This window comes from Candidatus Nitronauta litoralis, from assembly GCA_015698285.1.
Lineage (GTDB): Bacteria > Nitrospinota > Nitrospinia > Nitrospinales > Nitrospinaceae > Nitronauta > Nitronauta litoralis.
Genome location: CP048685.1, coordinates 3,877,501 through 3,902,253, shown reverse-complemented (window position 1 = coordinate 3,902,253; position 24,753 = coordinate 3,877,501). Strand labels below are relative to the sequence as shown.

General features: G+C 45.7%; 22 protein-coding genes, 2 rRNA genes, 1 pseudogene and 2 riboswitches (1 of these 27 only partly in view). Of the genes and pseudogenes, 5 read left to right on the top strand and 20 right to left on the bottom strand.

From position 1 onward, the window contains the following. Positions 1–6: 6 nt before the first annotated feature. The 15 genes and pseudogenes from G3M70_17825 to G3M70_17755 form a co-directional block, all read right to left on the bottom strand. On the bottom strand, positions 7–555 hold the full coding sequence (locus G3M70_17825; protein ID QPJ63867.1) for a TlpA family protein disulfide reductase: 549 nt from the start codon (positions 553–555) through the stop codon (positions 7–9). A gap of 31 nt (positions 556–586) precedes the next feature. Then, a pseudogene (locus tag G3M70_17820) lies at positions 587–751 on the bottom strand (cytochrome C). A 155-nt stretch (positions 752–906) separates the two neighbouring features. Further along, a complete protein-coding gene (locus tag G3M70_17815; protein ID QPJ63627.1) occupies positions 907–2,079 on the bottom strand; it encodes a transporter in 1,173 nt (390 codons plus the stop codon). Positions 2,080–2,217: 138 nt separating this feature from the next. After that, complete coding sequence (locus tag G3M70_17810) at positions 2,218–2,631, bottom strand: hypothetical protein (protein QPJ63626.1); 414 nt, start codon at positions 2,629–2,631, stop codon at positions 2,218–2,220. Positions 2,632–2,725: 94 nt separating this feature from the next. Next, complete coding sequence (locus G3M70_17805) at positions 2,726–3,277, bottom strand: HAD hydrolase-like protein (protein ID QPJ63625.1); 552 nt, start codon at positions 3,275–3,277, stop codon at positions 2,726–2,728. Positions 3,278–3,568: 291 nt separating this feature from the next. After that, on the bottom strand, positions 3,569–4,423 hold the full coding sequence (locus G3M70_17800) for an SDR family oxidoreductase (GenBank protein QPJ63624.1): 855 nt from the start codon (positions 4,421–4,423) through the stop codon (positions 3,569–3,571). A gap of 36 nt (positions 4,424–4,459) precedes the next feature. After that, positions 4,460–4,738, bottom strand: a complete 279-nt coding sequence (locus tag G3M70_17795; GenBank protein QPJ63623.1) for a MoaD/ThiS family protein — start codon at positions 4,736–4,738, stop codon at positions 4,460–4,462. A 15-nt stretch (positions 4,739–4,753) separates the two neighbouring features. Continuing rightward, positions 4,754–5,833, bottom strand: coding sequence for an exo-alpha-sialidase (locus tag G3M70_17790; GenBank protein ID QPJ63622.1), 1,080 nt, complete (start codon positions 5,831–5,833; stop codon positions 4,754–4,756). Between the two features lie 64 nt (positions 5,834–5,897). Then, positions 5,898–6,323, bottom strand: coding sequence for an OsmC family protein (locus G3M70_17785; protein ID QPJ63621.1), 426 nt, complete (start codon positions 6,321–6,323; stop codon positions 5,898–5,900). A gap of 309 nt (positions 6,324–6,632) precedes the next feature. Beyond that, positions 6,633–7,199 (bottom strand): hypothetical protein, encoded by a 567-nt coding sequence (locus G3M70_17780; protein ID QPJ63620.1) that lies wholly within the window; start codon positions 7,197–7,199, stop codon positions 6,633–6,635. 26 nt (positions 7,200–7,225) lie between these two features. Beyond that, positions 7,226–8,725, bottom strand: a complete 1,500-nt coding sequence (locus G3M70_17775) for a glycosyltransferase family 39 protein (GenBank protein ID QPJ63619.1) — start codon at positions 8,723–8,725, stop codon at positions 7,226–7,228. Between the two features lie 99 nt (positions 8,726–8,824). Further along, complete coding sequence (locus G3M70_17770; protein ID QPJ63618.1) at positions 8,825–9,388, bottom strand: FABP family protein; 564 nt, start codon at positions 9,386–9,388, stop codon at positions 8,825–8,827. A gap of 226 nt (positions 9,389–9,614) precedes the next feature. Continuing rightward, positions 9,615–11,462 (bottom strand): TonB-dependent receptor, encoded by a 1,848-nt coding sequence (locus G3M70_17765; protein ID QPJ63617.1) that lies wholly within the window; start codon positions 11,460–11,462, stop codon positions 9,615–9,617. Between the two features lie 14 nt (positions 11,463–11,476). After that, a riboswitch (cobalamin riboswitch) is annotated at positions 11,477–11,646 on the bottom strand. Between the two features lie 29 nt (positions 11,647–11,675). After that, positions 11,676–12,623 carry a cobalamin biosynthesis protein CobD gene (gene cobD / locus G3M70_17760; GenBank protein ID QPJ63616.1) on the bottom strand — a complete coding sequence of 316 codons (948 nt, stop codon included), beginning with the start codon at positions 12,621–12,623 and terminating at the stop codon, positions 11,676–11,678. Positions 12,624–12,630: 7 nt separating this feature from the next. After that, positions 12,631–13,800 carry an aminotransferase class I/II-fold pyridoxal phosphate-dependent enzyme gene (locus G3M70_17755; protein ID QPJ63615.1) on the bottom strand — a complete coding sequence of 390 codons (1,170 nt, stop codon included), beginning with the start codon at positions 13,798–13,800 and terminating at the stop codon, positions 12,631–12,633. A gap of 98 nt (positions 13,801–13,898) precedes the next feature. Next, positions 13,899–14,172: riboswitch (cobalamin riboswitch) on the bottom strand. A gap of 163 nt (positions 14,173–14,335) precedes the next feature. Here G3M70_17755 and G3M70_17750 point away from each other — a divergent pair. After that, the gene (locus G3M70_17750; GenBank protein ID QPJ63866.1) at positions 14,336–15,391 is read left to right on the top strand and encodes a methyltransferase domain-containing protein; all 1,056 of its coding nucleotides are present in this window, start codon (positions 14,336–14,338) and stop codon (positions 15,389–15,391) included. A 112-nt stretch (positions 15,392–15,503) separates the two neighbouring features. On the opposite strand, the gene G3M70_17745 is transcribed toward G3M70_17750, so the two are convergent. Then, a complete protein-coding gene (locus G3M70_17745; protein ID QPJ63614.1) occupies positions 15,504–16,292 on the bottom strand; it encodes a dienelactone hydrolase family protein in 789 nt (262 codons plus the stop codon). A 504-nt stretch (positions 16,293–16,796) separates the two neighbouring features. Here G3M70_17745 and G3M70_17740 point away from each other — a divergent pair. From G3M70_17740 to G3M70_17725, 4 genes are all read left to right on the top strand, one after another. After that, positions 16,797–16,997, top strand: coding sequence for a cold-shock protein (locus G3M70_17740; protein ID QPJ63613.1), 201 nt, complete (start codon positions 16,797–16,799; stop codon positions 16,995–16,997). A gap of 208 nt (positions 16,998–17,205) precedes the next feature. After that, positions 17,206–17,379: a hypothetical protein gene (locus G3M70_17735; GenBank protein QPJ63612.1), complete on the top strand. Its 174-nt coding sequence runs from the start codon at positions 17,206–17,208 to the stop codon at positions 17,377–17,379. A 543-nt stretch (positions 17,380–17,922) separates the two neighbouring features. Then, positions 17,923–19,260 (top strand): DEAD/DEAH box helicase, encoded by a 1,338-nt coding sequence (locus G3M70_17730; GenBank protein ID QPJ63611.1) that lies wholly within the window; start codon positions 17,923–17,925, stop codon positions 19,258–19,260. Between the two features lie 260 nt (positions 19,261–19,520). Next, complete coding sequence (locus G3M70_17725) at positions 19,521–20,183, top strand: cytochrome c (GenBank protein QPJ63610.1); 663 nt, start codon at positions 19,521–19,523, stop codon at positions 20,181–20,183. A 17-nt stretch (positions 20,184–20,200) separates the two neighbouring features. Here the strand turns inward: G3M70_17725 and G3M70_17720 are convergent, their stop codons facing one another. The 4 genes from G3M70_17720 to G3M70_17705 all read right to left on the bottom strand — a co-directional run. Then, complete coding sequence (locus G3M70_17720; protein ID QPJ63609.1) at positions 20,201–21,472, bottom strand: hypothetical protein; 1,272 nt, start codon at positions 21,470–21,472, stop codon at positions 20,201–20,203. Between the two features lie 19 nt (positions 21,473–21,491). After that, positions 21,492–22,619, bottom strand: a complete 1,128-nt coding sequence (locus G3M70_17715) for a hypothetical protein (GenBank protein ID QPJ63608.1) — start codon at positions 22,617–22,619, stop codon at positions 21,492–21,494. A gap of 157 nt (positions 22,620–22,776) precedes the next feature. Then, positions 22,777–22,893, bottom strand: a 5S ribosomal RNA gene (gene rrf / locus G3M70_17710). Positions 22,894–23,018: 125 nt separating this feature from the next. Then, positions 23,019–24,753: ribosomal RNA gene (locus tag G3M70_17705) — 23S ribosomal RNA — on the bottom strand (it continues 1,291 nt past the right edge of the window).

Genomic DNA, 24,753 nt, shown 5'->3' with positions numbered 1-24,753 from the left:
GTCAGCTTATAAACCGGCGTTGAATTCTTTGTTGAGCAGGATGCGCATTACTCTTTTGGACGTCTCGCTGTCCCATTCCCGTGAGCCGGAAATGAATCCTCTCAACTTTCCGTTGGCATCAATCAGATAAGAGGTTGGGAGCCCCATAATAAAGTAACGCCGCCGTGTTTCCTGGTTCGGGTCCAGGAGAACCGGAAAAGTTAATTTGTACTGATCCACATATTTCTGGACTTCCTCAGGGTCCGCCCTGTCAATGGAGATGGCGATTACCTGAACACCTTCATTCTTCATGGTTTCATGCAAGCGTTGCATGGAAGGCAGTTCTTCTTTGCAGGCCTGGCACCAGGTAGCCCAGAAGTTAAGGAGAACCGGTTTGCCGCGAAGGTCTTTCAAGTCTACTGTTTTGCCAGTAAGGTCTTTTAAGGAAAATTCCGGAGCGACCTTGATTCGTTGAGGGTAGACCGCACCCAACTGCGAATACGCTTCCTTGTGTGCCAACGCATTTCCGTTTAACAAGGGAGCAACAGCAAAACCTAAAGTCAGGCTCAATACCATGAGTGAACGTTTGACCTTCATCACCTTCTCCTTAGCGGGCGTTTCGATGCAGGTATGCCCGGATTGTCCGCATGTTTTCTTTTGTGTAAGACACTTTTCGTTCGTCCATGAACTCCACCATCATGCCAAGTACGTGATCCCATTGTTCCGGAGTGTGTCTCCCGGGATGAGGCACTGAATGGCACTGGCCGCATTGGGTTACAAAGGTCTTGTGGACCGGAGTGCCTGCTTCAGGATAATTTCCAAAAGAGGCACAACCCGATGCCACTAAAACCAGAATACTTCCCAAAAAAATTTTCTTCCATGAAACTTTTTTAATGTTCTTTTTCCTTTTAAACACGGGTGTTCAGATTAAAAACCGAGTTCGCCAGGAGCCTTGGTGCCCTTGTAGCGGCGGCTCTTGGAAGTCGGAATTTCGATGTAATAACTGAACATCATGCGCCACTCTTCACTCAATTGCGGACCACTCAAATCCTGATGAATCGGGACGGATGCCAGCAGTTCCATAATGTGCAGGGGAAACGGTTGGAACTGAACTCCAGCTGTAATATTGAGCTTGGTGAATCCATAGTTGTTTGGATCAAACAAAGGGCTCGCAAACTGGCCGGTCGGAGCAAAAATACCGTTACCGTTAAAACGTGTTGCGCCAGGCAGACCATTGTAGGCATCTTCCAGATGGCCATTGAACTGGAGTTGAACCAGTGCTTTTTCATGAAACTGGTACATGGTGTACAGGTCGAATTTAAACTCGTCCCCCTGCTCATAGCCCTGGTCATTTTCATGCCAACGGCCAATGTACATGGCGTTTAAACCGTACCAGAAAGGAGAGGACGAACCCTGGAGGGTCACCGCCATGATTGGGTCAAAACTACCACTACCCATTTGCATTTTGTAGGGCAGGATCTGGCCATTTTGACCTGTGATCGGACTTCTTGTGAAACGCTTGTTGATATCCCCGGTTGGGAATGACAGTCCGCCGACAATTGAAATTTGTTTGGTCGGGACCAGGTTGTCATCGGAGTAAAGGCGATATTTTGCCAGAACTTTGGTGTCTCCCAATCCTTCGGAGTGCATCGTGAAGCCTCGAGCCCTTGAAGGATTGTTCCCTAACATGTTGTTGCGAAGTGGAACATTGAACACCATATCCATGTCGTTTCGCTTGTAACTGGTCATGGCCATAATGGCAAAGTCGTCGGTGAAGGAATAGGCACCGCCCAGCATGGTCATGTACATGCGCATCTCGCGAGGAGCTGCACCGAACGTTCTACCGTTCGGCATTCCAAGAATAGATTCCGTGACGATGTCATTAGTTCCGCTGCGAAGGGGTCCCATTTCCATAAACATCTGGCTCAGCTTCACCCGGAATTCATGTGTCTCCGGAATTCCACCACCAAAAATATTCATGGGCATGTTACCGCCACAGTGGGTACAGCACAGTCCGACATAGGCTTGAACGGTGGATGCTGGAAGCAACCAGACGGCAACCATGAAGGTCAACAGTAAAGATTTGAGCTTGTTTAACATTGCTTGTTCTCCGAAAAATCAGCGACTTTTCCACAGAAAGGCGAATTTAAAAAAACGCACAGTCTTCCAGGGATAGACCTGAAAACAGGATTTATACTTTTAGTATTTGTGTTCTATTGGGAGTTAACTAAACAGAATTTAAGCTAAAGACCGCGGAGGGGGAGATGCGGTTTCAAGGCTTAAAATTCCGGGTTTTTCATTTTGGAGGAGGAGGTGAGTGACCCGGATGTCCTTGCTGGGTTTTAATACAATCGAAATAGTGACCGGTGTGACCGGATTTTGAATATTTGCCCCGTGCTTGGATGCGGGTGTACTACCGCAGGCAGAAGTCAGTATTTGTATGGATTCTTTTGTCTTTTGCGCGTGAGGACAGAATTTTAAAAAATGATTGGTATGATTTTTTAATAAGCAATGCAACGAGACAGCCTTCTTTTTGTGATCAAACGGGTTTTTTCCATGCGAATGAGGATGCGCCAACGCATTGCTGGACAACACACTCAATCCCAGGAAGAGAAATCCGGTTACAATGATGACAAATCGAAAGGATCGCATAAGGCTCTTTTGATAGAATTCTCCCAATTCTATACCGAAACAAGTCTTTATGTCAAATTGGTGCTTGGCGGGAAGCCTTGAAAAACAAAGGGCTTTAAGGGGAGGTGTTAGATTTACAGCGCTTGAAGGCCCAATCGCGGGTCCATTTATGAATAAAATTTTCTGGACCTGGAATGGGTTCTACATAGAGGAAAAGCATTCCTGCTTTTACTGCTCCCCCGTCAGTTAAATAATTATCCCCAATCATGCACACTTGCGCAGGGTTTTCCAGTTCAAGAAAATGTTCCATCGCTTTCAGGAAGCCCTCGGGGGCTGGCTTGGCGGGAACATCGGATACAACCGGGATTCCGGGGAATTGATGGAACCGGTCTTCCCGGGCATTCGTGAATATAGCTACCTTGAGCCCGGATTCTTTCATCTTCAGGACATGACCGACTACGGCATCACTGTATTGCCGGGCATGGTCTGGCCCGAGAGTGCCGTCGGCATCAATGAGAACACCTTCGATACCGTCCGTTTTTAGCCGCTCAATAGAAATATCCTCAAACCGGGAGACGGATTGGTAAGTGGTCATTGATTCTGGTTGAAACATCAGTGAAATAAATCGCTTTAATTTAACCCATTTCAATCCGGACCGATCTGACATGAATTCGCAATTCCCTTGTGAGTTGTGTCAATTAGCTGGTAGAAAGTTTTGGCTGAAAACAATAAATACCTTATTGATTCCAGGTTGTTTTTGCAATAAATGAAAACTTTTCAGTAAGGGTTGAATAGAGATATGAGAATTTCTCAAAGAGATCACCTCCTGTATTGAGCCTCATCTCCTGCAAAACAAGTCTGGTATGAGTTGAACAAATTTTTTTTTAAACTTTGATTGGTTTATCTGGATAGAAGCAAATAATGAAAACGCTAGGGCCAGCTATGGCATTCCAGGTCTTTACAGAGGCCAATGCGTCAGGCCACACCACTCCTCGCTCAATCGCCACAATTTTTCCTGATCCTCGACACTGTAGGATAAAGTCGAGCTTTTCACCGCCTTCTTCTTTGTGAAGTATTTCCCGGATAAATGTTTTATATCATCTGATTCCGCAAGATGAATCTGGGTTTCAGCGCCACGCTCAGGATTAATGTAAAAAAATGGGCGTGCGATCGCTTTACTCAGTTTATAGAGAAAAGATCCTTCCCTGCCAAAACCGGTATCGACAATTCCAGGATGCAGGCAGTTGACCGTGACCCCTGTTCCTTCCAAACGCTTTGCAAGGGCATAGGTGAACATAACGTTGGCGAGTTTTGACTGGTAGTAAGCGGGCAGGGCGCGGTAATTCCTTTTCATAAAAATATCATCTAAGTTGATTGTTCCCCAGGCATGAACCATGGAGGAAACGTTGATGATTCTGGCGGGAGCGGATTCTTTTAGCCGATCAATTAAAAGCCGGGTAAGGAGAAAGTATGCAAGGTGGTTGGTGGCAAAAGTAGTTTCGTACCCGTCGACAGTTTCTCGTCGCTCCCCAAGCAGGACACCCGCGTTGTTCATGAGAATATGAAGTCGAGGGTGATTCTCTATAATTTTTTTTCCGAGTTTGCGGACCTCCTCCACCGCGCTCAGGTCTGCTGAATAGGCATGCAGATTTGCGTTTCCAGTTTTCGCTGTAATTTCATCGCGCGCTGCAATAGCTTTTTCCTGATTTCTACAAACAAGGATTACCTCAGCGCCGTTTCCAGCGAAATGTTCAGCACTGACCCGTCCCAATCCGGAGTTGGCTCCTGTTATAAGAAGGGTTTTGTTGTGCATGATCTTAAGTGATGGAAGTTGATTGGAAAGGGCAAATTAGCCGCCACCCGATACTGCCTGAAGAATAGTGAGTCGGTCGCCTTCTGTTATTTTACACTCCAGAGAGTCGAGCCACTTTATATTGTCCTCATTAAAATAGATAAGGATGTGGGGGCGGATGTTCCCGGATTTTGTAAGGCAATGATGTTTAAGCAGGGGATATTCCTGCCATAAAATTTCTAGCGCTTCATCCAATTGGGAAGCATGAAGACTGGTTTCCTGATTACCACTCAGGCAGTGAGCCAGGATTGAGGGCACCTGGATTTGCAGTTGCATGTTATTTGATGGTCATTATTTAATGAAAACAGATACGGCATTGATACGAGGCAGCTGGCAGGGCAGTGTCTGCCATTGATCCCCGTTATTAGTGCTGTAGTGTACCTGGCCACTAATAGTTCCAAAGTAGACACCGCATCTGTCCAGCCCGTCTACCGTCATCGCCTGTCGCAATACTCCCGTAAAACTTTGTTGAGGCAGACCATTAGTTAAAGCCTGCCAGGTATCGCCGGAATCTACACTACGATAGACACGTAGATTTCCATCGGGTATCACGCGATACTCGTCGCTTTCCTGAGGAACGATAAACAAGGTGCCGGGATCATTCGGATTGATCACCATGGGAAACCCAAACTTGTGGGGCAACCCGGATTCTATGCGTTGCCACGTATCGCCGGCATCATTGCTTCTAAACACGCCTCGGTGATTTTGTTGATAGAGTTTCTCGGAGTTGGTTGGATCGAGAATTAGACGGTGAACACACGATCCGATTTCCTTGTGGGTTTTGCCTTCAATAACGATTTCAAGTCCTTCATTTTTGGTGGACCAGGTTTTGCCGTCGTCATCCGACCTGAACACCCCCACCGCTGAAATCCCCGCCCACAACCTCGCGGGGTTTTGGGGATCAACAAGCACTGAGTGGCAACAAAGCCCTCCTTTCCCACCCATCCATTCTTCCCGGGAAGGGTGACCGGAAAGCCCATCGAGTAATTCCCAATGTTCTCCGCAGTCATGGCTGACAAAAATTCCTGCCGGATCAACACCGGTATAAAAAGTATCGGGTTGGTCCCGGGTACCTGGAACGATAGTCCAGATGGATTCAATTTCATAAGGACTGTCTTGTGGATATTGTGGCGGATTTTTTATTTCGCGCCAGCTGTCCCCGAGGTCTTCCGATAGGTGAATACCGGGCCCATAGAAGGGAGAGTTAACGGCAGCATAAATTCGGGGCTTTTTTCGAAAATCAAACAGGGTGTCGGAAACGGACCAGCCTTTGAGAAGCGGTCCCCGCATTTCCCAGTTGTTTCGTTCCAGATCGGAGGAAAATAGAAATAACCCTTTTTCAGTACTGACCGAGAGGAAAACGTCTTTCATAAATTCACCAATAAAAAAAAGCCCGCACCCTTTTCAAAAGGTGCGGGCGGAGAAACTACAAACCTTATTTAAGTTTTGCGTTGAGGCTGATTTCCGGACCAGCCAGGGCTTTTGAAACAGGGCAGCCGTTTTTGGCAGCTTCCGCCAGTTCATTGAACTTGGCATCATCAATCCCTGGAATTTCCGCTTCCATATCCAGTTCGATTTTAGTGATAGCGAAACCATCGCCCACTTTTTCAAGATGAGCTGTCGCAGTAGTCGCAACGCTTTTCGGGTCGAATCCGCTTTTTTCAAGAGTGGCTGAAAAAGCCATGGAATAGCAGCCCGCGTGGGCAGCGGCAATCAATTCTTCCGGGTTGGTTCCGTCTCCGCTTTCAAAACGCGACACGAAAGAAAATGGACCTTCATAGGCTCCAGATCCAACTTTCATGGTTCCTTTACCATCTTTGAGTTTGCCTTCCCATTTGGCAGATGAACTTCTCGCAGGCATCCGATACTCCTCTATTTTAAAATGTTGGTTTATAAAGACCGGTCAAAAACTAAACATCTTCAAGGCTTTGAAGAACCTGAACTTGAGATCCAGTTTTGTCTTCTGAATTTCAGGGTTCGAAGATGGCTTAATGTGGCTTTAGAGTTACTTTAACAAAAGAATGTGGCTCGTAAAAACATTGAATGAGTCTCCGTTATACGATGACTGTAAATTATAAAAGGATTCGGGAATGTTATCTTACTGGAAAATTATTAGCAGGGTAGAAGATAGCCCTTTAAAGTCAAATGCTTTCAGGAACAAAATCGGTCGTCAGGGTGCTGATCGGTTGAGCTTCCCTGCTTTTTGGAAACGCCTGATTTCTTCATCACTGATTTCAAATCTCTCCATTTTTCGAACCGAATCAAGGATATCATCGGAAATCTTGTGATCCTTCCCGTAACTCTCTGAAACCGGGCTTAAACCGCGAATGCTGGAGCCCGAAGAAGATTCCTGGGCTGTCATGGTTGGAGTGGTGCCGAGCAGGGCATCCAACGAATCACCCTGCTTTTCAGTCGGGGCCTTTTTTCTTTTGTAGGATCTTTTTTGCCGGGTCGCGGAGTCCATTGTTTCCGATGATTTGGACGAAACCTGGGGTGTTCCCGTGGCGCGCGAGGGAGAAGGGGATGGCGGAGTTTTTTGAACTTTCGGTTTTACCGGGTTTGATAGCACCGGTGGAGTTGTGGTTGCGGGTTCACTGGAAGCCCGGGGAGGAGACGATTCCATCCTGGTGGATTTAGAAGACCCGCTGGAGCACCCCGAGGTGCCAGTCAGAATAATCACAATTGCCGTGAAGGAAAAAACATTCCAAAAACCTGAAGAAAGCTTTTTATTATTCATAAATCAATGTTCACAGTCAGGGAGTTTTATCTGCCAATCAGGTCCATTGCCGGAAATACAATTGTATTGTCGGGAAAAGACCTGGGAATAAATATGTAATAAGGATAAACAATTTCATCCAGCGTATAGTTTTTTTTCAGGGAAGATAGAAACCTCTCCGGGAAATTAATGTTTTCATAAAATGCTTTTCCGCTCAATGATTTTTTTTGGGCCATGCTTTCGAAAGGAAATTCTTTCGAAATGGGCGACCAATTCGTGAGGATCACTGCTCTAAACTGTTTTTTTTCAAGCTTGTTAAAAAGGTTTTGACTAATTTCAGGAAACTTTATTGACAAGACTCTGAGGGAGTAGGCATCAAGGAGGTAGGGTTTATGACCCATCAAGATCGGAATCAGCGGGTTTTCACTCAAAACGGGACCTGCTGTTGCAGGGAGCTTTTTAATTATACCTCCAATGTCTTGGAACGTTGGCCTCCCGTTTTGCTTGAAATGATTTGAGACAGAATCTACGCCCGGTAAAAGAGTCAGGAGGGTACCGACCATGAGCATAGGAAGGATAGCTATTGTGGGATAACGGTTTTTAAATTGACTGCTCCAGCCGCAGGCAAGAACCCAAAGTGATGCAGCCAGAAGATCTATCAGGTGGATGGAATCTGTATCAGGAATGGCAAAAAGAGCAACCGTTCCCAAAAAGGTTATCCAGAAATATATTTCTGCAAATGTACCCCTTAAAGGTTTAAGGACAATCAACGTCCAAAATGCCGCGCCTAATAGCATAAGGAAGAAAGGATCGCTCAGGGCAGTTTTAAAAAACCAGAAAGGAACTTGTAAGATGGAATTCCAGCTAGTTTCTTTCAGAAAATAGGTCGCAAGCGATCCATCAAATCTTCCGCCGCTTGCTGTTTGCAATATTTCCCAGAGCAACAGAGCCAGGGATGCTGTTACCAGAAATAAACCGCAGCCTGCTTTGATTCTTCTTTTAAACAAAAGGTAAAGGGAGACTGCAACCCAGCCGTACCCCATAGTGATTTTACTGAACCAGGCCAGGACAAACCCCACTACCATCCAGATCCATGTTGCAGCAGTGGGTTTTTTTATGCCTTGTATAGCGAATCCCAAAGCAATCAGATTCAGAAAGCTCGCCAGTAAATCACTGCGAACTTCCAGATGAGCCAACTGAAAAGAAGAGGAGAAACAAGCTAAAAGCACAAAAGGGACGGCTGTTGATAACGGCACCTCGGATTTTTGCATTAAACGAACCAGGGCCAGTAGAAAGCAGAATCCGATCAACAGGGTCAAGATGGCTCCGGCGGTGGAAGGAATTCCAACCAACTCCATCATGCCGGCAAGCAGGATGAAGAAAAGAGGCATGAATCGACTGCCGCCGTAGCCCGTTTCTTCAAAGTATGGGCGGTAAAACTCTCCATTGACAAAATCCCAGGCGTACGCGGTCCAGATGCCCGAGGTGTCGCTGAATGGAAGACCGTCAGTCCAATACCAGGCAAGCAGAGCGAAAAATTGAGCCATCCCTGTAAAAGCGGCTATTTGAAGCCAGGTACGTGAGCTTTGGGGTGAGGTTGGGTACATAGAAAGATTGATTGGAGTTGAAAAAATTACTATACGATTTCAGGTAACTTTCGTCAGGGTATTTTTATCGATGTGATGGAACAGGTCGGGTTTCCCCTTGATCTGGATCTGGGTATCTTCTTCATAACTGAAGCTTTGATCCGGGTGAAATGTTACTTTCAATAAATAGTTTACAGTCTTGAACTCCTTGTCGAGAAACAAGTTTGAGCAAATTCCATAGGTATCGGAACCGGCCTTGGCAGACAGTTCAAATGAGTCGGCACCTTCTTTAACAGTTCCGCCTGCCAGAACATTCACTCCTCTAGGGACAATAAAGCAGCGCATGGCTTGGCGATTGGCTTCATCCCAGAGCCAGTAACCCAATTCTTCATGGAAAGGGCTGTCTGAGCCAATTTTCCACGCCGTCGTCGAATAGCGGAGGCCAAATAGTTCCTGCTCATGATTATTTACAGGGCCAAATGGATCAAACGTCATGCGTTCCCTGAATTTATTATTTTCTGTTTCCCGGTTTCCGGAAGGAGCTGTGTCGTCTCCTTTATCTCCTTCCCAGATTCCAGCAAGCTTTCCCAAGGGACCGAGTTTGTCAATGATATCCTGATCCATCTTGTTGCTCCTTTCTTAATAAAGTATTCGAATTTATATATTAGAACAACCCGGTCTTTTTGTCTCGAGAATGTATTTCCGAAAAAAAAGAAAATTTTTTCTCAAGTGGATAATTTTGAGGCAAGTCAGGAAAATAGCGCAGGGATGCTCGGGGAATAAATATTTGAGAATAAAAAAGCCGGGCACCCTGTGGAGGTCAGGATGCCCGGCTTTACAAAAGAGGTTCTTAGTTAAATCGGAAATTCATTCCAACAAAACCGGATCTCCCTTGTGTACCAAATGGAATAGCGACTTCATAATCTTCGTCCCAGATGTTCTCAATACGTGCGGTAAATTCCAGGTTTTTCATGGGACGTAACGCAAGTGCAATCCTGCCAACGGTATTCCCATTTACCCGACTTCTAGCGGGGAAGGAACTGAAGGCTGAGCCTCGGGTGTGTACACCAAACAAAGCGTCAAAACAATCCCAGGGTGTCCAGTGAAGATTGAATGTGTAAATATTTTCCGGTCGACGAGGAAGCTGACTGCGTGTGTTGATGTCTTGTGTGTCCACGTAAGTGTGGGTAGCGCTCACTCGGAATGTCTGATGGATTTGAAAACTACCAGTGGTTTCAAATCCATTGGCGGTGGCATTGTCTACCTGAAACGCTCCGAACATTCCATTTAGAAATTGAGCAATGATCAGATTATTGTAATCAGCATCAAAGTAGGTGGTGTCGATCACGATACGTCCGTCAAAAAATTCCTGCCGTAAACCGACTTCCCAGCTGTCGGTATCTTCCGGAACCAGATTGGGGTTGCCAAATCCTGGGAAGAAAAGCTGATTGAATGTCGGAACCCTGAATGCGGTAGCGTAGGCCCCGCGAATTTTGGTTCCGTACCTGTTGAGCTTGTAAGCTCCCTCAAATTTATATGTCAGGGCATCGTCGTAAATTGAATTGATAGTTTGCCTGAAGCCTGCGGAAAGGAACAATCGATCATCATAGTTAAAATTTAACTGAGTGTAATACCCTTGTGCATGGTTTTCACCTTTGAGGCCATTGGAAAAATTTTGAGCATTGGTAGTCTGGTGCTCAAATCCGGCGACGACTGAAAAGTTGTCGTTTATGCGAAAATTATTCTGAAGGTCTGCGGTGTAGGATCGGCTGAGGATTAATGAAGGGAAGGCACTTCTTGTATTCACTTCATTTTGTCCGTAGTTCATGTTGAGACGGGCATGCCACCAGTCGGTGAGTTGTTTCTCTACCGGAACGGCGAGATACCATTGATCTGTCTGACTGCTGGAGTTGTTGTCTGCAATTTGAAAGGAATTGTCAAAGTCATTGGCAGACTGCGTGTATCTGCCGATGAAATCTATGCGTCCATCACCCAGAAAGTTTTTTCCGATGCGGGTGGACACGGTGGTGTTTTCATAGTCGTCATTTTCCAAGGCACCACGCCGTTTATTGACCGTAGAGAAACCCTCGGTGTCGGTTCGCGAAGCTGTGACGGAATAATCCAGAAAATCGAGGTCGCCTCCGCTGCCTGCCTTGACTTTGGTTGTTCCGAAGGTGCCTCCTTCTACTCCGAAAAAATGTTCAGGTTCTTGTCCAGTGCCTTTTTTGGTGACAATATTTATAACACCGCCGACCGCATCTGATCCCCAAAGCGTACTTTGTGCTCCTCGCAGAATTTCAATCCGCTCGACATTGTCCAGGTTCAGGTTGGAGAAATCGAAAGCCCCCAAGGTATTGGAGTTTGCCTGGACCCCGTCGATCATCACCAGGGTTGCATCGGAGTTTGCGCCGCGCATAAATATGCTGGAGGGTGCACCGAAAGCTCCGGTTTGGACTGCTGAAACCCCCACTTGTTCTCTCAAAATTTCCAATACTTGAAAGTGATTTTTCTCGCGGATTTCCTCCTGTGTGATTACGGTGATGGCTGAGGCTTCTGTGTTTTTGGCGTTGGTTCGCGTAGCCAGTACTTTGATTTCAGGCAGGGTGCTTTGATTGTCAGCTGCGGGAACAGGTGTGGCTGTAATACAGTCGGTGCTGATTAATGCAAGTATCAGGATGAAACATTTGAATCTGGTCATAGTGAATCCTTTCCTCGAAGGAGAAGATTCCGGGCAGGTTTCCTGACTTGGGGCGACCTACTGACCATGCCTTCCCATTTCACAATTCGAAACAGTGGCGTAACAGGCTTTCGTTCCCCTTACAGTTGCGGGACAGTGTCGGATTTTCACCGGACTTCGCTTGACCGGAATGGTTTAAAAAAATGTACTACTAAGCAGACCTCTTTGAAAAAATTAATGGATTAAAAGTGAAACAATGCAAAACAAAAAAACAGCAAGAACAGATGCCGTGAGCATTATGATTTGGCTCTGCTTGATGTCATCTTGTTCAATGTCACGAGTTGATTCACCCAGCGTGGGTTTTGATACCCGAGTACCTTGATAGCTGGATGTGCCGCCCAGTTGAACACCTAAAGCCCCTGCCATGGCAGCTTCGGGGAACCCTGAATTTGGGCTCAGGTGTTTGCGTCCATCGCGAAGGGCGGTGGTTAATGCCCTCCATCCGTTATGACCTGTAATGAAGGTGGCAACAGGGAGTAATACGGCAGAGAGCCTGGCCGGTACCCAGTTGGCGACATCATCCAGACGAGCCGGAAAGGTTCCGAATTCGCGATAACGTTGGTTTCGATAGCCAAACATCGAGTCGAGGGTGTTGACCGCCTTATAGCCCATTGCCAGAGGAGCGCCTCCGATAAAGGCAAATAGCAACGGGGCGAGCACGCCATCAACATAACTTTCTGAAATGGTTTCAACCGTGGCGCGCGAGATTTCATTCTGGTTTAAGTTAGCAGTATCGCGACCCACAATTCGGGATAACCAGTTCCTCGCAGCAGGCAGGTCTCCGGACTTTAATGATTGGAAGACCGGACGACTTTCGTCAAAAAGACTTCTTACGGACAAGGTGGTGTATATCAAAAAAGCTTCGACTACGAAATTTACCGTAGGATGAATTAGCGTCGCGCCTTCAAGCAAAAACCAGATTATCCCATATGCGACACCAACCACAGTCAAAGTGCTGATGGTGCCTGCAGTGAAAGCAGAGAAAAACTTACGGGTAAGATTTTCCATTCGAGCCGCGAGCCATCCGATTCCCTTTACCGGATGGGGAAACTTTCTGGGGTCTCCCAAAACCAGGTCAAGCAGGAACGCTATTGAAATGAGGGCGAACGTTTCAGAGGTCATATCGTCATCATCCCAGGCATGATTTTAAAGCGTTGATCAACGAAGTATTTTCATCCTTTGTGCGAATGCCTACCCGGAAGAACCTGTGGTTGAGTCCCCTGAAATTGCCACAATTTCGAATCAGGATATTTTCTTTGAAGAGGTTTTTATATAAGGTTTCTGGGTAAATGGAGTTGTCGGTTAACTTGAACAATAACGAACACGAATCAGAAGGGAATAGTTGTACAGTTGAGAACGAATTTAAAAGGTCACCAATGCGCGCTCTTTCTTTTGCAAGAAACTTTCTCGTCTCTTTCATGTACTCGGTTTCGTCCAGGCACATCAATCCCACCTCGAGTTCTATAGACCCTGCAGACCAGGGCGGTATGAAATTTTCCAGTTGTTTCTGGATGGAAGGGTTCATTATTCCGTATCCAAGACGTATTCCGGGGATGCTGAAAAATTTTGAGAAAGTACGGATCAGAATGAGATAGGGATTGTCGTGTATTATTTCTGGAAGGAAATTTTCTTGTTCGGTGAAATCGATGAACGTTTCATCTACGATGAGGAAATTCTGATTTTTGTTTGTGAATCTCAGTAACTTTTCAATTAGATCTTTGTTGCATAGGGTGCCGCTTGGGGACGCAGGATGGCCCAGAATAACTCCGCCAAGATTTTCTATTGATTTTAAATAGGGTTCCAATACTTCCCATCGCAGATCAAAATCTTTTTCTGGATCAAGCAGGAAGAAATGGGTTTCGATTCCACGTAACTCGAAAGACTTTTCATATTCAGAGAAGCAGGGCGCGATGATACAAACGGATTGCGAAGGTTTCCACAATTCCGGCAACGTGTAAATCAGTTGCGTGGAGCCGTGAGTAACAAGAAAATTCTCGGGCTTGAGGCCGAAATAGTCGCCAAGTCGTAATTTTAAGGAGTTGGCAAAGGGGGCAGGGTAGGCTCCTGTTCTGTGAATTGCACCTAAAATAGTATGTGCCAGGGATTCAGGAGGGCCCATTGGATTGAGGCAGACACTGAAATCGAGCAAGTTGTCTAAACTCCCATTGCTATAGGGCTTAAAGACAGCAGGATCGCCACCATGTTCTGGAAACTCAAATGTAGAGGCTTTGGACTTTCCCTCAAGATTAAACGAGAAAGAATTGTCTATTGTGCGGATAGTTTCCAACTGTTCTTCCACCGGAGGATATCCTTTCCAGTGAGAAGAAGGGCAAAAAAAACCACTCTATATAGGAGAGTGGGTGCGTGAACCCTTCACCTCTTGTGTTCGAAGAGAATCGTGAAGCTTAGTCTGGCGAGGCTTTCTGGCTTCCGGTTCATCCCAATTTCACGCCTTCCCGTAAAGTTTACCTGCGAAAACTAATTATTGACCGCGAGCAACTCAAGTATTTTAGAGCTGCGAGTAAAAGAAACAGTCAATATGGAGTAATCAGAGGTCTCTTTAAAACAGTGGCTTTTGCGAAATCAGTCCCCGGTAACAGCGGCGGACCCGCGACGGATTTGCACCGTCTTTCCTCACTTCCAGACAGGGAGCGACAAAATTTAAATTAATCCTATGTCTTAAGGGTTGAAATGTCAAATCTTTGGTTTTTATCCAATAAAACATGAATATATTTTTGCTGGAATTCCAGTATAAATATCTGTCACTAAACCCTATAGTATGTTTGGTAAAAAAAATTTTCCAGACGATGGAGGAAATCATGTCTGCTTCAAATTTGAATGTCGACGAGGCAAAACTACACGATTTAATGTTTGGAATCGTAGGGGATCTCGGAGCGGCTTCCAGTGCGGTACTCGTGGTGATTGGTCAGAAACTTGGGTTGTACCAGGCACTTGCAAACAATGGTCCCTGTACGGCTGAAGAACTTGCGCAACATACGAAAACTGCATCCCGTTATATTCTTGAATGGGCGTCGGCTCAGGCGGCTTCGGGTTATATGGACTATAACGCTGAAAACAAAACGTTTAATTTAAACCCGGAGCAAGCTACGGTTTTCGCTGATGAGGAAAGTCCTTTTTTCATGGGAGGTGGATTCCATTCAATTGCCTCGCTTTACCACGATGAGGCCAAGGTGACCGAAGCATTTAAAACAGGGGAGGGGGTTTCCTGGGGAAGCCATGACTCCGAACTATTCTGCGGTGTCGCCAAATTCTTTAAACCTACATACAAGGGGCACCTGCTTCAAGACTGGATTCCTGCTCTGGAAGGTGTCGAAGAAAAGTTAAAGCAGGGAATACAGGTTGCAGATGTAGGCTGTGGTTACGGAATTTCCACGATCATGATGGCAGAGGCTTTCCCCAATAGCCGGTTTTTTGGCTTCGATTTCCACGAGCCTTCCATCGACCAGGCGAAAAAGCTGAAAGCCGAAAAGGGAATCGAAAATGTTTCTTTTGAAGCCGCGAAGGCCAAAGATTTTGGTGGAGGAGCCTACGGCCTGGTTACTTTCTTCGATTGCTTGCATGATATGGGGGATCCTGCCGGAGCCGCAAAGCACGTTTTCGAAAAGCTGGATCCAGACGGAACCTGGATGATTGTGGAACCCTTTGCCCATGACAGCCTGGAAGAAAACTTGAACCCGATCGGACGGGTTTACTATTCATTTTCCACTACGGTTTGTACACCGTCGTCGCTTAGTCAGGAAGTCGCGCTTGGGTTGGGCGCACAGGCCGGTGAGAAAAGATTGCGGGAAGTAGTGGAGTCGGGTGGTTTTACAAAATTCCGCAGAGCAACCGAAACCCCGTTCAACCTGGTGTTGGAAGCTCGACGATGAAAAAAGAAATTGAGGCCAGGAAGAAATGCTCCCTTCAAAAATGAAGGGAGCAAGCCAGGCCTTGGTAGAGAGATTGTGGTTTTATTATAGACTTCTGTTCAGAAAAAAGAGTTTACTTCCCGAAAACACGTTTGAAAAAATCGAGCATCGTTTTCCAGGAACGTTCGTCGGCCTGTTTATTATATTCCAATGCACCGATATCAAATTTTTTCCGAAACTCATCTGCCTGTGGGTTGGTGAAGCTGTGCTTGACACCAGCCATGCTGACATAGGTGAAGTCAGCTCCAGTAGTCTTCATGTCTTTTGAGAAGGTACCGAAAGTTTCCGGTTTCAGGAATCCATCATCCGCGCCATTTAGAACAAGGATGGCTGCCTTGATCGCTCCCTTTTGGACAGCAGGCTCCAGAGGAAGAGCGCTGTGAAAACCGACAACGGCATCAAGGTCCGCTCCTTCGCGGGCCATTCGCAATGAAACCGCGCCACCAAAACAAAATCCGATTGAAGCTATATGTTCTGAATCCACGGTTTTGTGGTTCTGAAGGATTTTTTTAGCAGCATTGAACTTTGCCTGTGATCCGGCCCAGTCCTTGAAAGCAGCCGTCATGAACTCTCCCGCTTTTTTGGGATGGTCGGCCAGTTTGCCGTCTCCATACATGTCGACTGCCAGGGCTGTGTATCCCGCTTCGGCAAGTTTTATGGCACGGTTTCGGGCATGCTGGTTATGCCCCCACCACTCATGGACCACCAGCACACCTGGACGTTTTCCCCCTGTTTCATCATAAGCCAGAAAACCAGTGAGTTGGGTTCCATCCACCGTGTATTGGATCTCCTCAGTTTTGACATCGGCTTGGGCCGGGGTCAAAAGAACTAACAATATTAAAATTGAAAAAAGGTATTTCATTGGAATGACCTCATAAGGGTTTTTATGGGATTAAGCCTTGTTTCTTATTGAAAATAAAGGACATGGTCTTTAGCTTGATCGATATTTTTCCAGCATTATAACATTACAGAATTGGTCTCCCAAGCCAGGCCGGTGTGCGAAAACAGCAGCAAAATGCCTTGTTTTTAGCATTTAATTTGATATTTGAAGGATGATAGCCAAAAACACAGGATAAAATTTACACTGAATTGAAAAATAGCTTTTATTCAGAAATGTAATATGGTATTCTTTTATCAAATAAGATGGGTTGGCACAGGTCAGTGCGCTTTTCATCTGGATGTGCGCATTTGGTAAGAAGAATGAAAAAGCAAAAAAACTTTGTTTTAAGCCATCCTTCGGGTGGTTTTTTTTTGGCTTGAACACCTTCATGAAATTTGTGGCACAACCGGTCTTTTTTTCTAAACTGGGAGACTTCTTCAAAATAACTTGAGAAGTTGTCCCACAATTTTTATGGAGCATATCAAAATGCCAGTAGGAAAAGTTAAATGGTTTAACGAAAGCAAAGGGTACGGTTTTATTGAGTCTGAAGAAGGCGAAGACCTGTTTGTTCACTTCTCTGAAATTCAGGTTGACGGATTCAAGACCCTGAGCGAAGGCCAGACTGTAGAATTCGAAAAATCAATGGGCCAGAAAGGACCACAAGCATCTAAAGTGGTACCCCGTTAAACGATCAAATCGATCTTTCGCCGGCAGGGCCTCGGCTCTGCCGGCTTACTTTTTTTTAAGGGCACATCCAGAAAAATCTGCAGCTTCAAGCGACCCTTTCGCTCTGAGTGGCCAGACCGCTCTTAAGGGTTCGCAAGTTGCTGTAGGAAAAAAATGAATGTTTTAGAGATCCCCTTAAGGTTCCCGAATCTAATCTAGAAGAGGCATCATGCATGAAGTAAGAGTGTACGATAAAACAGGAAATCTGAAGAAGGTGATCTCGGTCAAAGCCTTGAATAAAAGATCCAAAATGCAGATCGAAAACCCATCGTTGTACAGGAAAAATCGAAAGACGACTAAAGCCACTCCTAAAGACACCGAATTACCACCTGTTGTGGATTGAGGTGTCCTGTTACGTGTCAGCTTGATATTTCAATCGGGTCAACACCCCTTCGAACAGTCGTCAGTTCCCTCCTCTAATTTTCGCGGAAAAAATTACGGGTTGTATTTACAGGCATTACCTCAAAGCGTTTCCCTATTGGTTGCCTGACAATTCCGTAGCTTAGAAACTCATTAAGCTTATAAAAACTTAATCTGGTTTTGAGGTTTCGAATCCGGGCTTTAATTGGCCTGTGATGGAAACATATTTTTGACGAACCTCTAATCCTTCCAGACCTGCATGCTTATCCAATGGCTGAGCCTCGTCTATTTAGACTTGTGGCCGGACCAGCAGGTGTGGGAATTGGTTTAATTTTGAAGCGAGATCTCGCGGGTTGTGGAAAAACCAAACCGCTGATCAGTTTGCTTTGAATTTAAACATAGGTGCGAGAGGCCCGAAACCGGGAGTCATGCCAGGGTGCATTTTGCTGATTGACAGCGTTAAATGCCTGCATGGCTATCATGAAATTTTTTCAATAAGTTGAAAAAAAATAATAAAAGGAAAGAAATGACAAATTTAGCGACGGCCCCTGACGAAAAGGGGTTTGCTTCTTTGAACCTGATCACCCCTATTTGCAAGGCGGTGCAGGAAGAACAATATTTAACACCCACCCCGATTCAGTTAAAAGCGATCCCTTATTTGTTGAGGGGACGCGATATGATGGCATGCGCCCAGACGGGGACTGGAAAAACAGCGGCATTTGCACTTCCTATATTGCAGCGACTCCAGAAAACGTCCCGCGCGCAGCATAAAAGAGGAATCCGTGCCCTGGTTCTGACTCCAACGCGGGAACTGGCTGTTCAGATCAGTGAAAACTTTGAAATTTACGGTCGCCACCTGAACTTTCGGCATCTGGTTGTTTACGGAGGCGTGAGTCTCAACAACCAGATCCGCAGTATCAAAAGAGGGGTGGATATTCTGGTTGCCACTCCTGGAAGATTGCTTGATCTCATTCGACAGGGCCATCTCAAGTTGCATGATGTTGAGTTATTTGTTCTGGATGAAGCGGATCGTATGATGGATATGGGGTTTCTACCCGATGTGAAGACTATTGAATCCAAGCTACATCCTGATCGACAGTCCATGATGTTTTCGGCAACCCTGCCAGATGAAATTGAAAAGTTGTCCCGGCAATTTCTCAAGGATCCTGTCAAAATTGTGGTGGACCCGCCTTCCAGTACGGTTGAAAAAATCGACCAGCGTTTGTTGTATGTTGATCGCGAAAATAAAAGTGCGCTGCTGGAATCCGTATTGCAGGATGAAACTATTGAGCGGGCTCTGGTCTTCACGAGAACAAAGCACGGTGCGAATAAGGTTGCTAAAAGCTTGAGCAAAAACCGGATCCGTGCTGAAGCGTTTCATGGAAATAAATCTCAAGCGGCCCGGACTCAGGCTTTGGAAAAATTTCGTTCAGGCAGGGCGAGAGTGCTGGTGGCCACCGATGTTGCTTCGCGAGGGCTTGATGTGGATGGAATCACACATGTCATTAATTATGAATTACCCAATGAGCCAGCGAGCTATGTTCACCGAATTGGGAGAACCGCCCGTGCTGGTGCTACCGGAATCGCGATTTCATTTTGTGATGCTGGAGAACGGTTTTTTCTAAGGAATATCCAGAAAGAAATTCAAAAAGAATTGGATGTGATCGGCGGTCACCCTTTTCCATCAAGAATTTCCCCTGTTCGTTCTGGGAAAGGAAAGAATGGAGGTCCTGAAAATAAAGAAGGGGCTCCTAAGCGAACAAAAAGGAATAGATCCGCTAAAAGTAACGGTTGGAAACCCTCTCGTTACAAGGGGAAGAAAAACCCTGGAAACAGCAATCGCCCCTCCAGACGAAAACCATAAAGATCTAAAGTAAAAACGGGTTAATATTGGCTCCGCTCCCTGCTGGTCAGGTGGCGGAGCTTTTTATTTTTATATGTAAATTGTTTTGTGAATTTATGATTGGAAATGATTTAAAAAATACAGAATTAGTCGTTATACTTTAATTGTGCGTATTTTTAGATTTGCATGAGTCTAAAAAGTAATTTTTGTTTTTTGGGTTTAATTGAAGAGTTGTTGCCTGAGTGAAGTATCTCTTTTTTTACTTTATTAAGGAGAAATTAATGAAAACCTGTTGGATATTGTTGTTAATTTTATTGTTTCCTGTTTCAGCAAATGCTCACAATAAGCCACTCCTGAAGAAGGTTTACAAACTTGCGGAAAAATTTGAAGTGAAAAGAGGTAAGGAACTATTTCAAAAAAATGGATGTGCTATGTGTCATGGAGAAGATGGTTCCGGAAATGGTCCCATGGCGAGCAGTCTAAAAAACCATCCTCGAAATTTTCAAAATTATTATGAAATGCACCGCATGCCAGATGTCCGGATTGAACAGGCTATTCGGGAAGGCTTGGAGGGAACCGCCATGCCGGCCTTTCCAGATTTCAGTGATAAGGAATTGATAGATCTCACCCAATATTTGCGTTCTTTCATGATTGATTCTTACACAACTGTTGATATTTGCCTGTATGAAAAATCTGTTCTGGAAGCAAGCGGTGCTCCCCAGGGTTATCATGTTGAAGTGGATGAACCCGAGCGGCTGGAGTTTAAAAAGCGGGGAGACAAAATTACCTTCCAAATTAAAAACTGGGGTAAGTTTCTGGGGAAGAAGTCCTGGCGAACTCATTTGAGGATAATGAAGGGCGAGCGGATTGTTTCTCTGGTTTCTATCAAAGTCAAACCCTGCCTTGGCAAAATTGAACAACTGGTCAAAAGTCTTTCCGAGTGATTTTACATGGAAATGAACTATTGGTTCGCTGTCAGTTCTTTGATAACGTCGCTGGCTCTTTTGTCGATTGATGAGGAGTCTCGGTTGTAATTTTTTATCAACCTGGTCAGATGTTTGTTCTTTATCCCAAGTGTCGAAAATTTGTTTAGTGCATCCTCTAAGCCCTCAATAAATTTCAAAGCATCCAGTCTGGCGATGGGAACTTCTGAATAATTGGGAAAAAACTCTTTGTCGTCTTCCAGGATTCGTAACCCATTTTCCTGTATCTCAGAATCTGTGGTGTGCCCCAGGCCTACTTCAGCCTTGCCGTATTCCAGGTATTCATAACGTTCTTTGAAAGAGCAGACGACCGTTTCAAATCCAAAATGGTTGTAGCGCTCTTTCAGGCCCAGGAAGCCATCCTGTCTTTTAGAAAATTCAAAATCCGTTGCCAGTCGGACGGGTTTGTCTTTTTCCAGAAACTCCAGATCAGAAATTTTGGTGATTTTTTGTTTGCTTTCCTTTGCCGCTTCTTCTTTTACAACCAGGCAATAATTGGTCATGGTGCCAATTGGTTTAAACCATTGGCTTTGGAACCGCTCGCGGCCAACCTCCCTTAAAGTGTCTAAAATACTCTCCTCAGTTTTTATTTCACCGTTGTCTGTATGGTAGTTCACATTAAAAAACAGACAACCTGTTCCCGTGTAGTCAATGATCAAGTCGACCCAACCATTTTTTATGGCGGCATAATTGGTAAGGGTGCCTCCTATCGGGATAATTTCGTTTATTTCATTTATCTTCAAGCGGCCTTCCTGTTTCTCATACTTTAAAAAACTGGTCAGCAGTTTGACGGCCACAATATTGGCCGGAAAATCTTTCGAGGAAATAATCAAGGTTCCCTTATCAAGTCGGTCTTTTGCAAAATGGTTGGGACCACCAAGGATGGGATACAGGGCCTGCTCTGCGGTGGATAACTTTCCTTCCAGATCACGTTCAAGGGTTTTTGTTCTGAGTTGGACTTTTTCATCGACGGCTCTGTTGATATTAACTTCAAGTTCCCCGACTTTAAAATTTACAAACTTGGAAACCCGGAGAAACCTTCTGATTATCTCAAAGAGCACGGGAATGAAAGCGATGCCAAGTAGAATCAGAACCTTGTCTGTTGCCCTGAATCCAGATTCTCTAAGTTCCTGAACCAAAAGGAACAGGATGAGCAACTCCATCGCTATCACAAAAGTGATGACTATTTTTTCAAGCAGATCCGGGGAACCCTGGTTACTTTTCCGGTTAGAAATCGGGCTGTCATTCATAGGTGTTCCTTTTCAAATATTATCGAATGAGTTCGATGAACTTTCCATCAAGGAGAAGGGTTTTTCCCCTGTAGGGACCTGTGAGAATGTAAATCCTTGCTTCCGCTTTAAGGCCATTTTTCGAATCGGTTTTGTTCTCTGATACAGGGTTCCAGTTTAACAGTTCTCCCCTGGTTCCTCTGGGGAGGATGTAGGCTTTCTTTCCTTCATAACCAATGATGGGCAATGAAATGTCATGAACTGTTAATACAATATTGGGTTTGTAGCCAGACGATCTTTCTTCTACCCTTCTTCTGATTCGCTCGAGGGCTTCTTCCCCCAATTCCTCCTGGGCCTGATCAAAATTTTTCATGAACTCGACATTTTCGGGATTTATTCTGGATACGATGAAATAAAAGTTTTCCCGGGTAAAACAGGAACGGTTGTCTGAGGAACCTTTATTTTCCATGATGCCGATCTGGTCGCGGGCTTCGGGGAAAAGGTCGTATAGAATTTCCTTCCCGACTCTTTTTTGAAACGGGATAACCTCAACTGATTTATAGTTGGGATCAATCAACGCCTTGAACAAATTAAAAGCATTGTTGAATGTGGTTTTGTTTTTTGGTGGGATAGGGGAATCCGATTTATCCGGGATTTGAGGAGGCAAATATTCAAGTATTTCTTCGGGATACTCAAAGCCTTCACCCATGGCTATTGAACCCAGCCTGAAAGACTTCAGCTCATCAATCTGGATGCGGACTGAAGTGGAAGTAGAAAATTCTATGTGATTAAGCGAAACCTTTTTTTTATTGTAAAAAAAGGACATGCATCCTTCAAGAACCGGGTCTTTTGAATAAATGAATTCTCCTACTCTCTTTTGGGATTTTCTGAAGGGGAAAGTGCCTCGAATCCCCTTGACCTTCTGGTTCGATTTAACTTTGTTTTCAGCCTGGCCCCAGGGCATGAACAGGTAGCGGGGGCTGTAACCCATCCGTTTTAAAATAGCCGTCACTTTTTCCGTAACTTCACCGTATCCCTCCACAAACTCTGAAACATAAGGTTTGAATTCTCCCACCGCAATTTCAATATTACTCAGGCGTTCCTGGGCGTAGAGGTTAGAGGTGTAAACAATAGAAAGAAAAATAATTAAGTAAATAAGCCTAAACATATGGAACCCTTCATAAACTTGAATCGTATATTTATAACATAAGAAAAAATTTTAAATTAGAACTCAAAAGTAGTGGAGAGAGGTATTCAAAGAAAAGGGAAGGGGAGGGAAAATAAAAAACGCCAGACCCATCAGGATCTGGCGTTTCAAATTTTAAACCCGGCGTTGACCTACTCTCCCACACAGTGTCCCGTGCAGTACCATCGGCGCTGGGAGGCTTAACTTCCGTGTTCGGAATGGGAACGGGTGTGGCCCTCCCGCAATCAAGGCCGGGAAATCGAGTTCAATGACAGGAGAGGGCGATCATTCAACCGACTCTGTCTTTATTTTTGATTTCCCAGATTGGGGGAAATTGTCACATTTGAATATTAAGTAGTAGCAAGCAGTCGAGATGTAAAAAAGGCCAAGCCTCACGGCTGATTAGTACCGGTTAGCTGCACACATTACTGCGCTTCCACACCCGGCCTATCGACCTTGTAGTCTTCAAGGAGCCTTGAGTCTCCCGAAGGAGAAGGGAATTCTTATTTTAAGGTTAGTTTCCCGCTTAGATGCTTTCAGCGGTTATCTAGTCCGAACATAGCTACCTGGCAATGCAACTGGCGTCACAACCAGAACACTAGAGGTTCGTCCATTCCGGTCCTCTCGTACTAGGAACAGATCCTTTCAGAATTCCAACACCCACAGAGGATAGGGACCGAACTGTCTCACGACGTTCTAAACCCAGCTCGCGTACCGCTTTAATGGGCGAACAGACCAACCCTTGGGACCTGCTTCAGCCCCAGGATGCGATGAGCCGACATCGAGGTGCCAAACCGCTTCGTCGATATGGACTCTTGGAAGCGATCAGCCTGTTATCCCCGGCGTACCTTTTATCCGTTGAGCGATGGCCCTTCCACATGGAACCACCGGATCACTAAGACCTACTTTCGTACCTGCTCGAGATGTCTCTCTCGCAGTCAAGCTCTCTTATGCCTTTGCACTCGTTGGCTGGTTTCCAATCAGCCTGAGAGAACCTTCGCGCGCCTCCGTTACATTTTAGGAGGCGACCGCCCCAGTCAAACTACCCACCTGACATGGTCCCTGACCCGGATAACGGGCCTAGGTTAGGTTAGCAATGTAATAAGGGTGGTATTTCAAGGTTGACTCCACCAAGGCTAGCGCCCTGGATTCAAAGTCTCCCACCTATCCTACACATACTAGATCGATAACCAATATCAGGCTGTAGTAAAGGTGCACGGGGTCTTTCCGTCCTTCTGCGGGAAACCGGCATCTTCACCGGTATGTCAATTTCACTGAGTCCCTGGTTGAGACAGTGCAGCCATTGTTACGCCATTCGTGCAGGTCGGAACTTACCCGACAAGGAATTTCGCTACCTTAGGACCGTTATAGTTACGGCCGCCGTTTACCGGGGCTTCAATTCGAGGCTTCACCGAAGTTGACCTCTCCTTTTAACCTTCCGGCACCGGGCAGGCGTCAGACCCTATACATCGTCTTACGACTTAGCAGAGTCCTGTGTTTTTAGTAAACAGTCACAGCTGCCTGGTCACTGCAACCCCCCTCAGCTCCAGGAGCAAGTCCTTTCACCTAATGAGGGCACTCCTTATCCCGAAGTTACGGAGCTAATTTGCTAAGTTCCTTAACCAGAGTTCTCTCAAGCGCCTTAGGATTCTCTCCTCATCCACCTGCGTTGGTTTCGAGTACGGTCACCCATAACGCCAACTACGAGGTTTTTCTCGGTAGCATGGGATCACTGAGTTCGCTTTACCTGACGGTAGAGCTCCACATCACATCTCGGAGTTAAGGAGATCCGGATTTGCCTAAATCTCCCTCCTACTTGCTTGTACCGGGACGTCCATCACCCGGATCAGCTACCCTTCTACGTTACCCCTTAGCAGGATACACGCTATAGGTGGTACGGGAATATTAACCCGTTTCCCATCAGCTACGCCTTTCGGCCTCGCCTTAGGGGCCGACTTACCCTGAGAGGATTACCCTTCCTCAGGAACCCTTGGATTTTCGGCGAACAGGTTTCTCACCTGTTTTATCGTTACTCATACCGCCATACTCACTTCTCTGCAGTCCACCCGTCCTTACGGTCGAGCTTCATCCCACAGAGAACGCTCCTCTACCGATG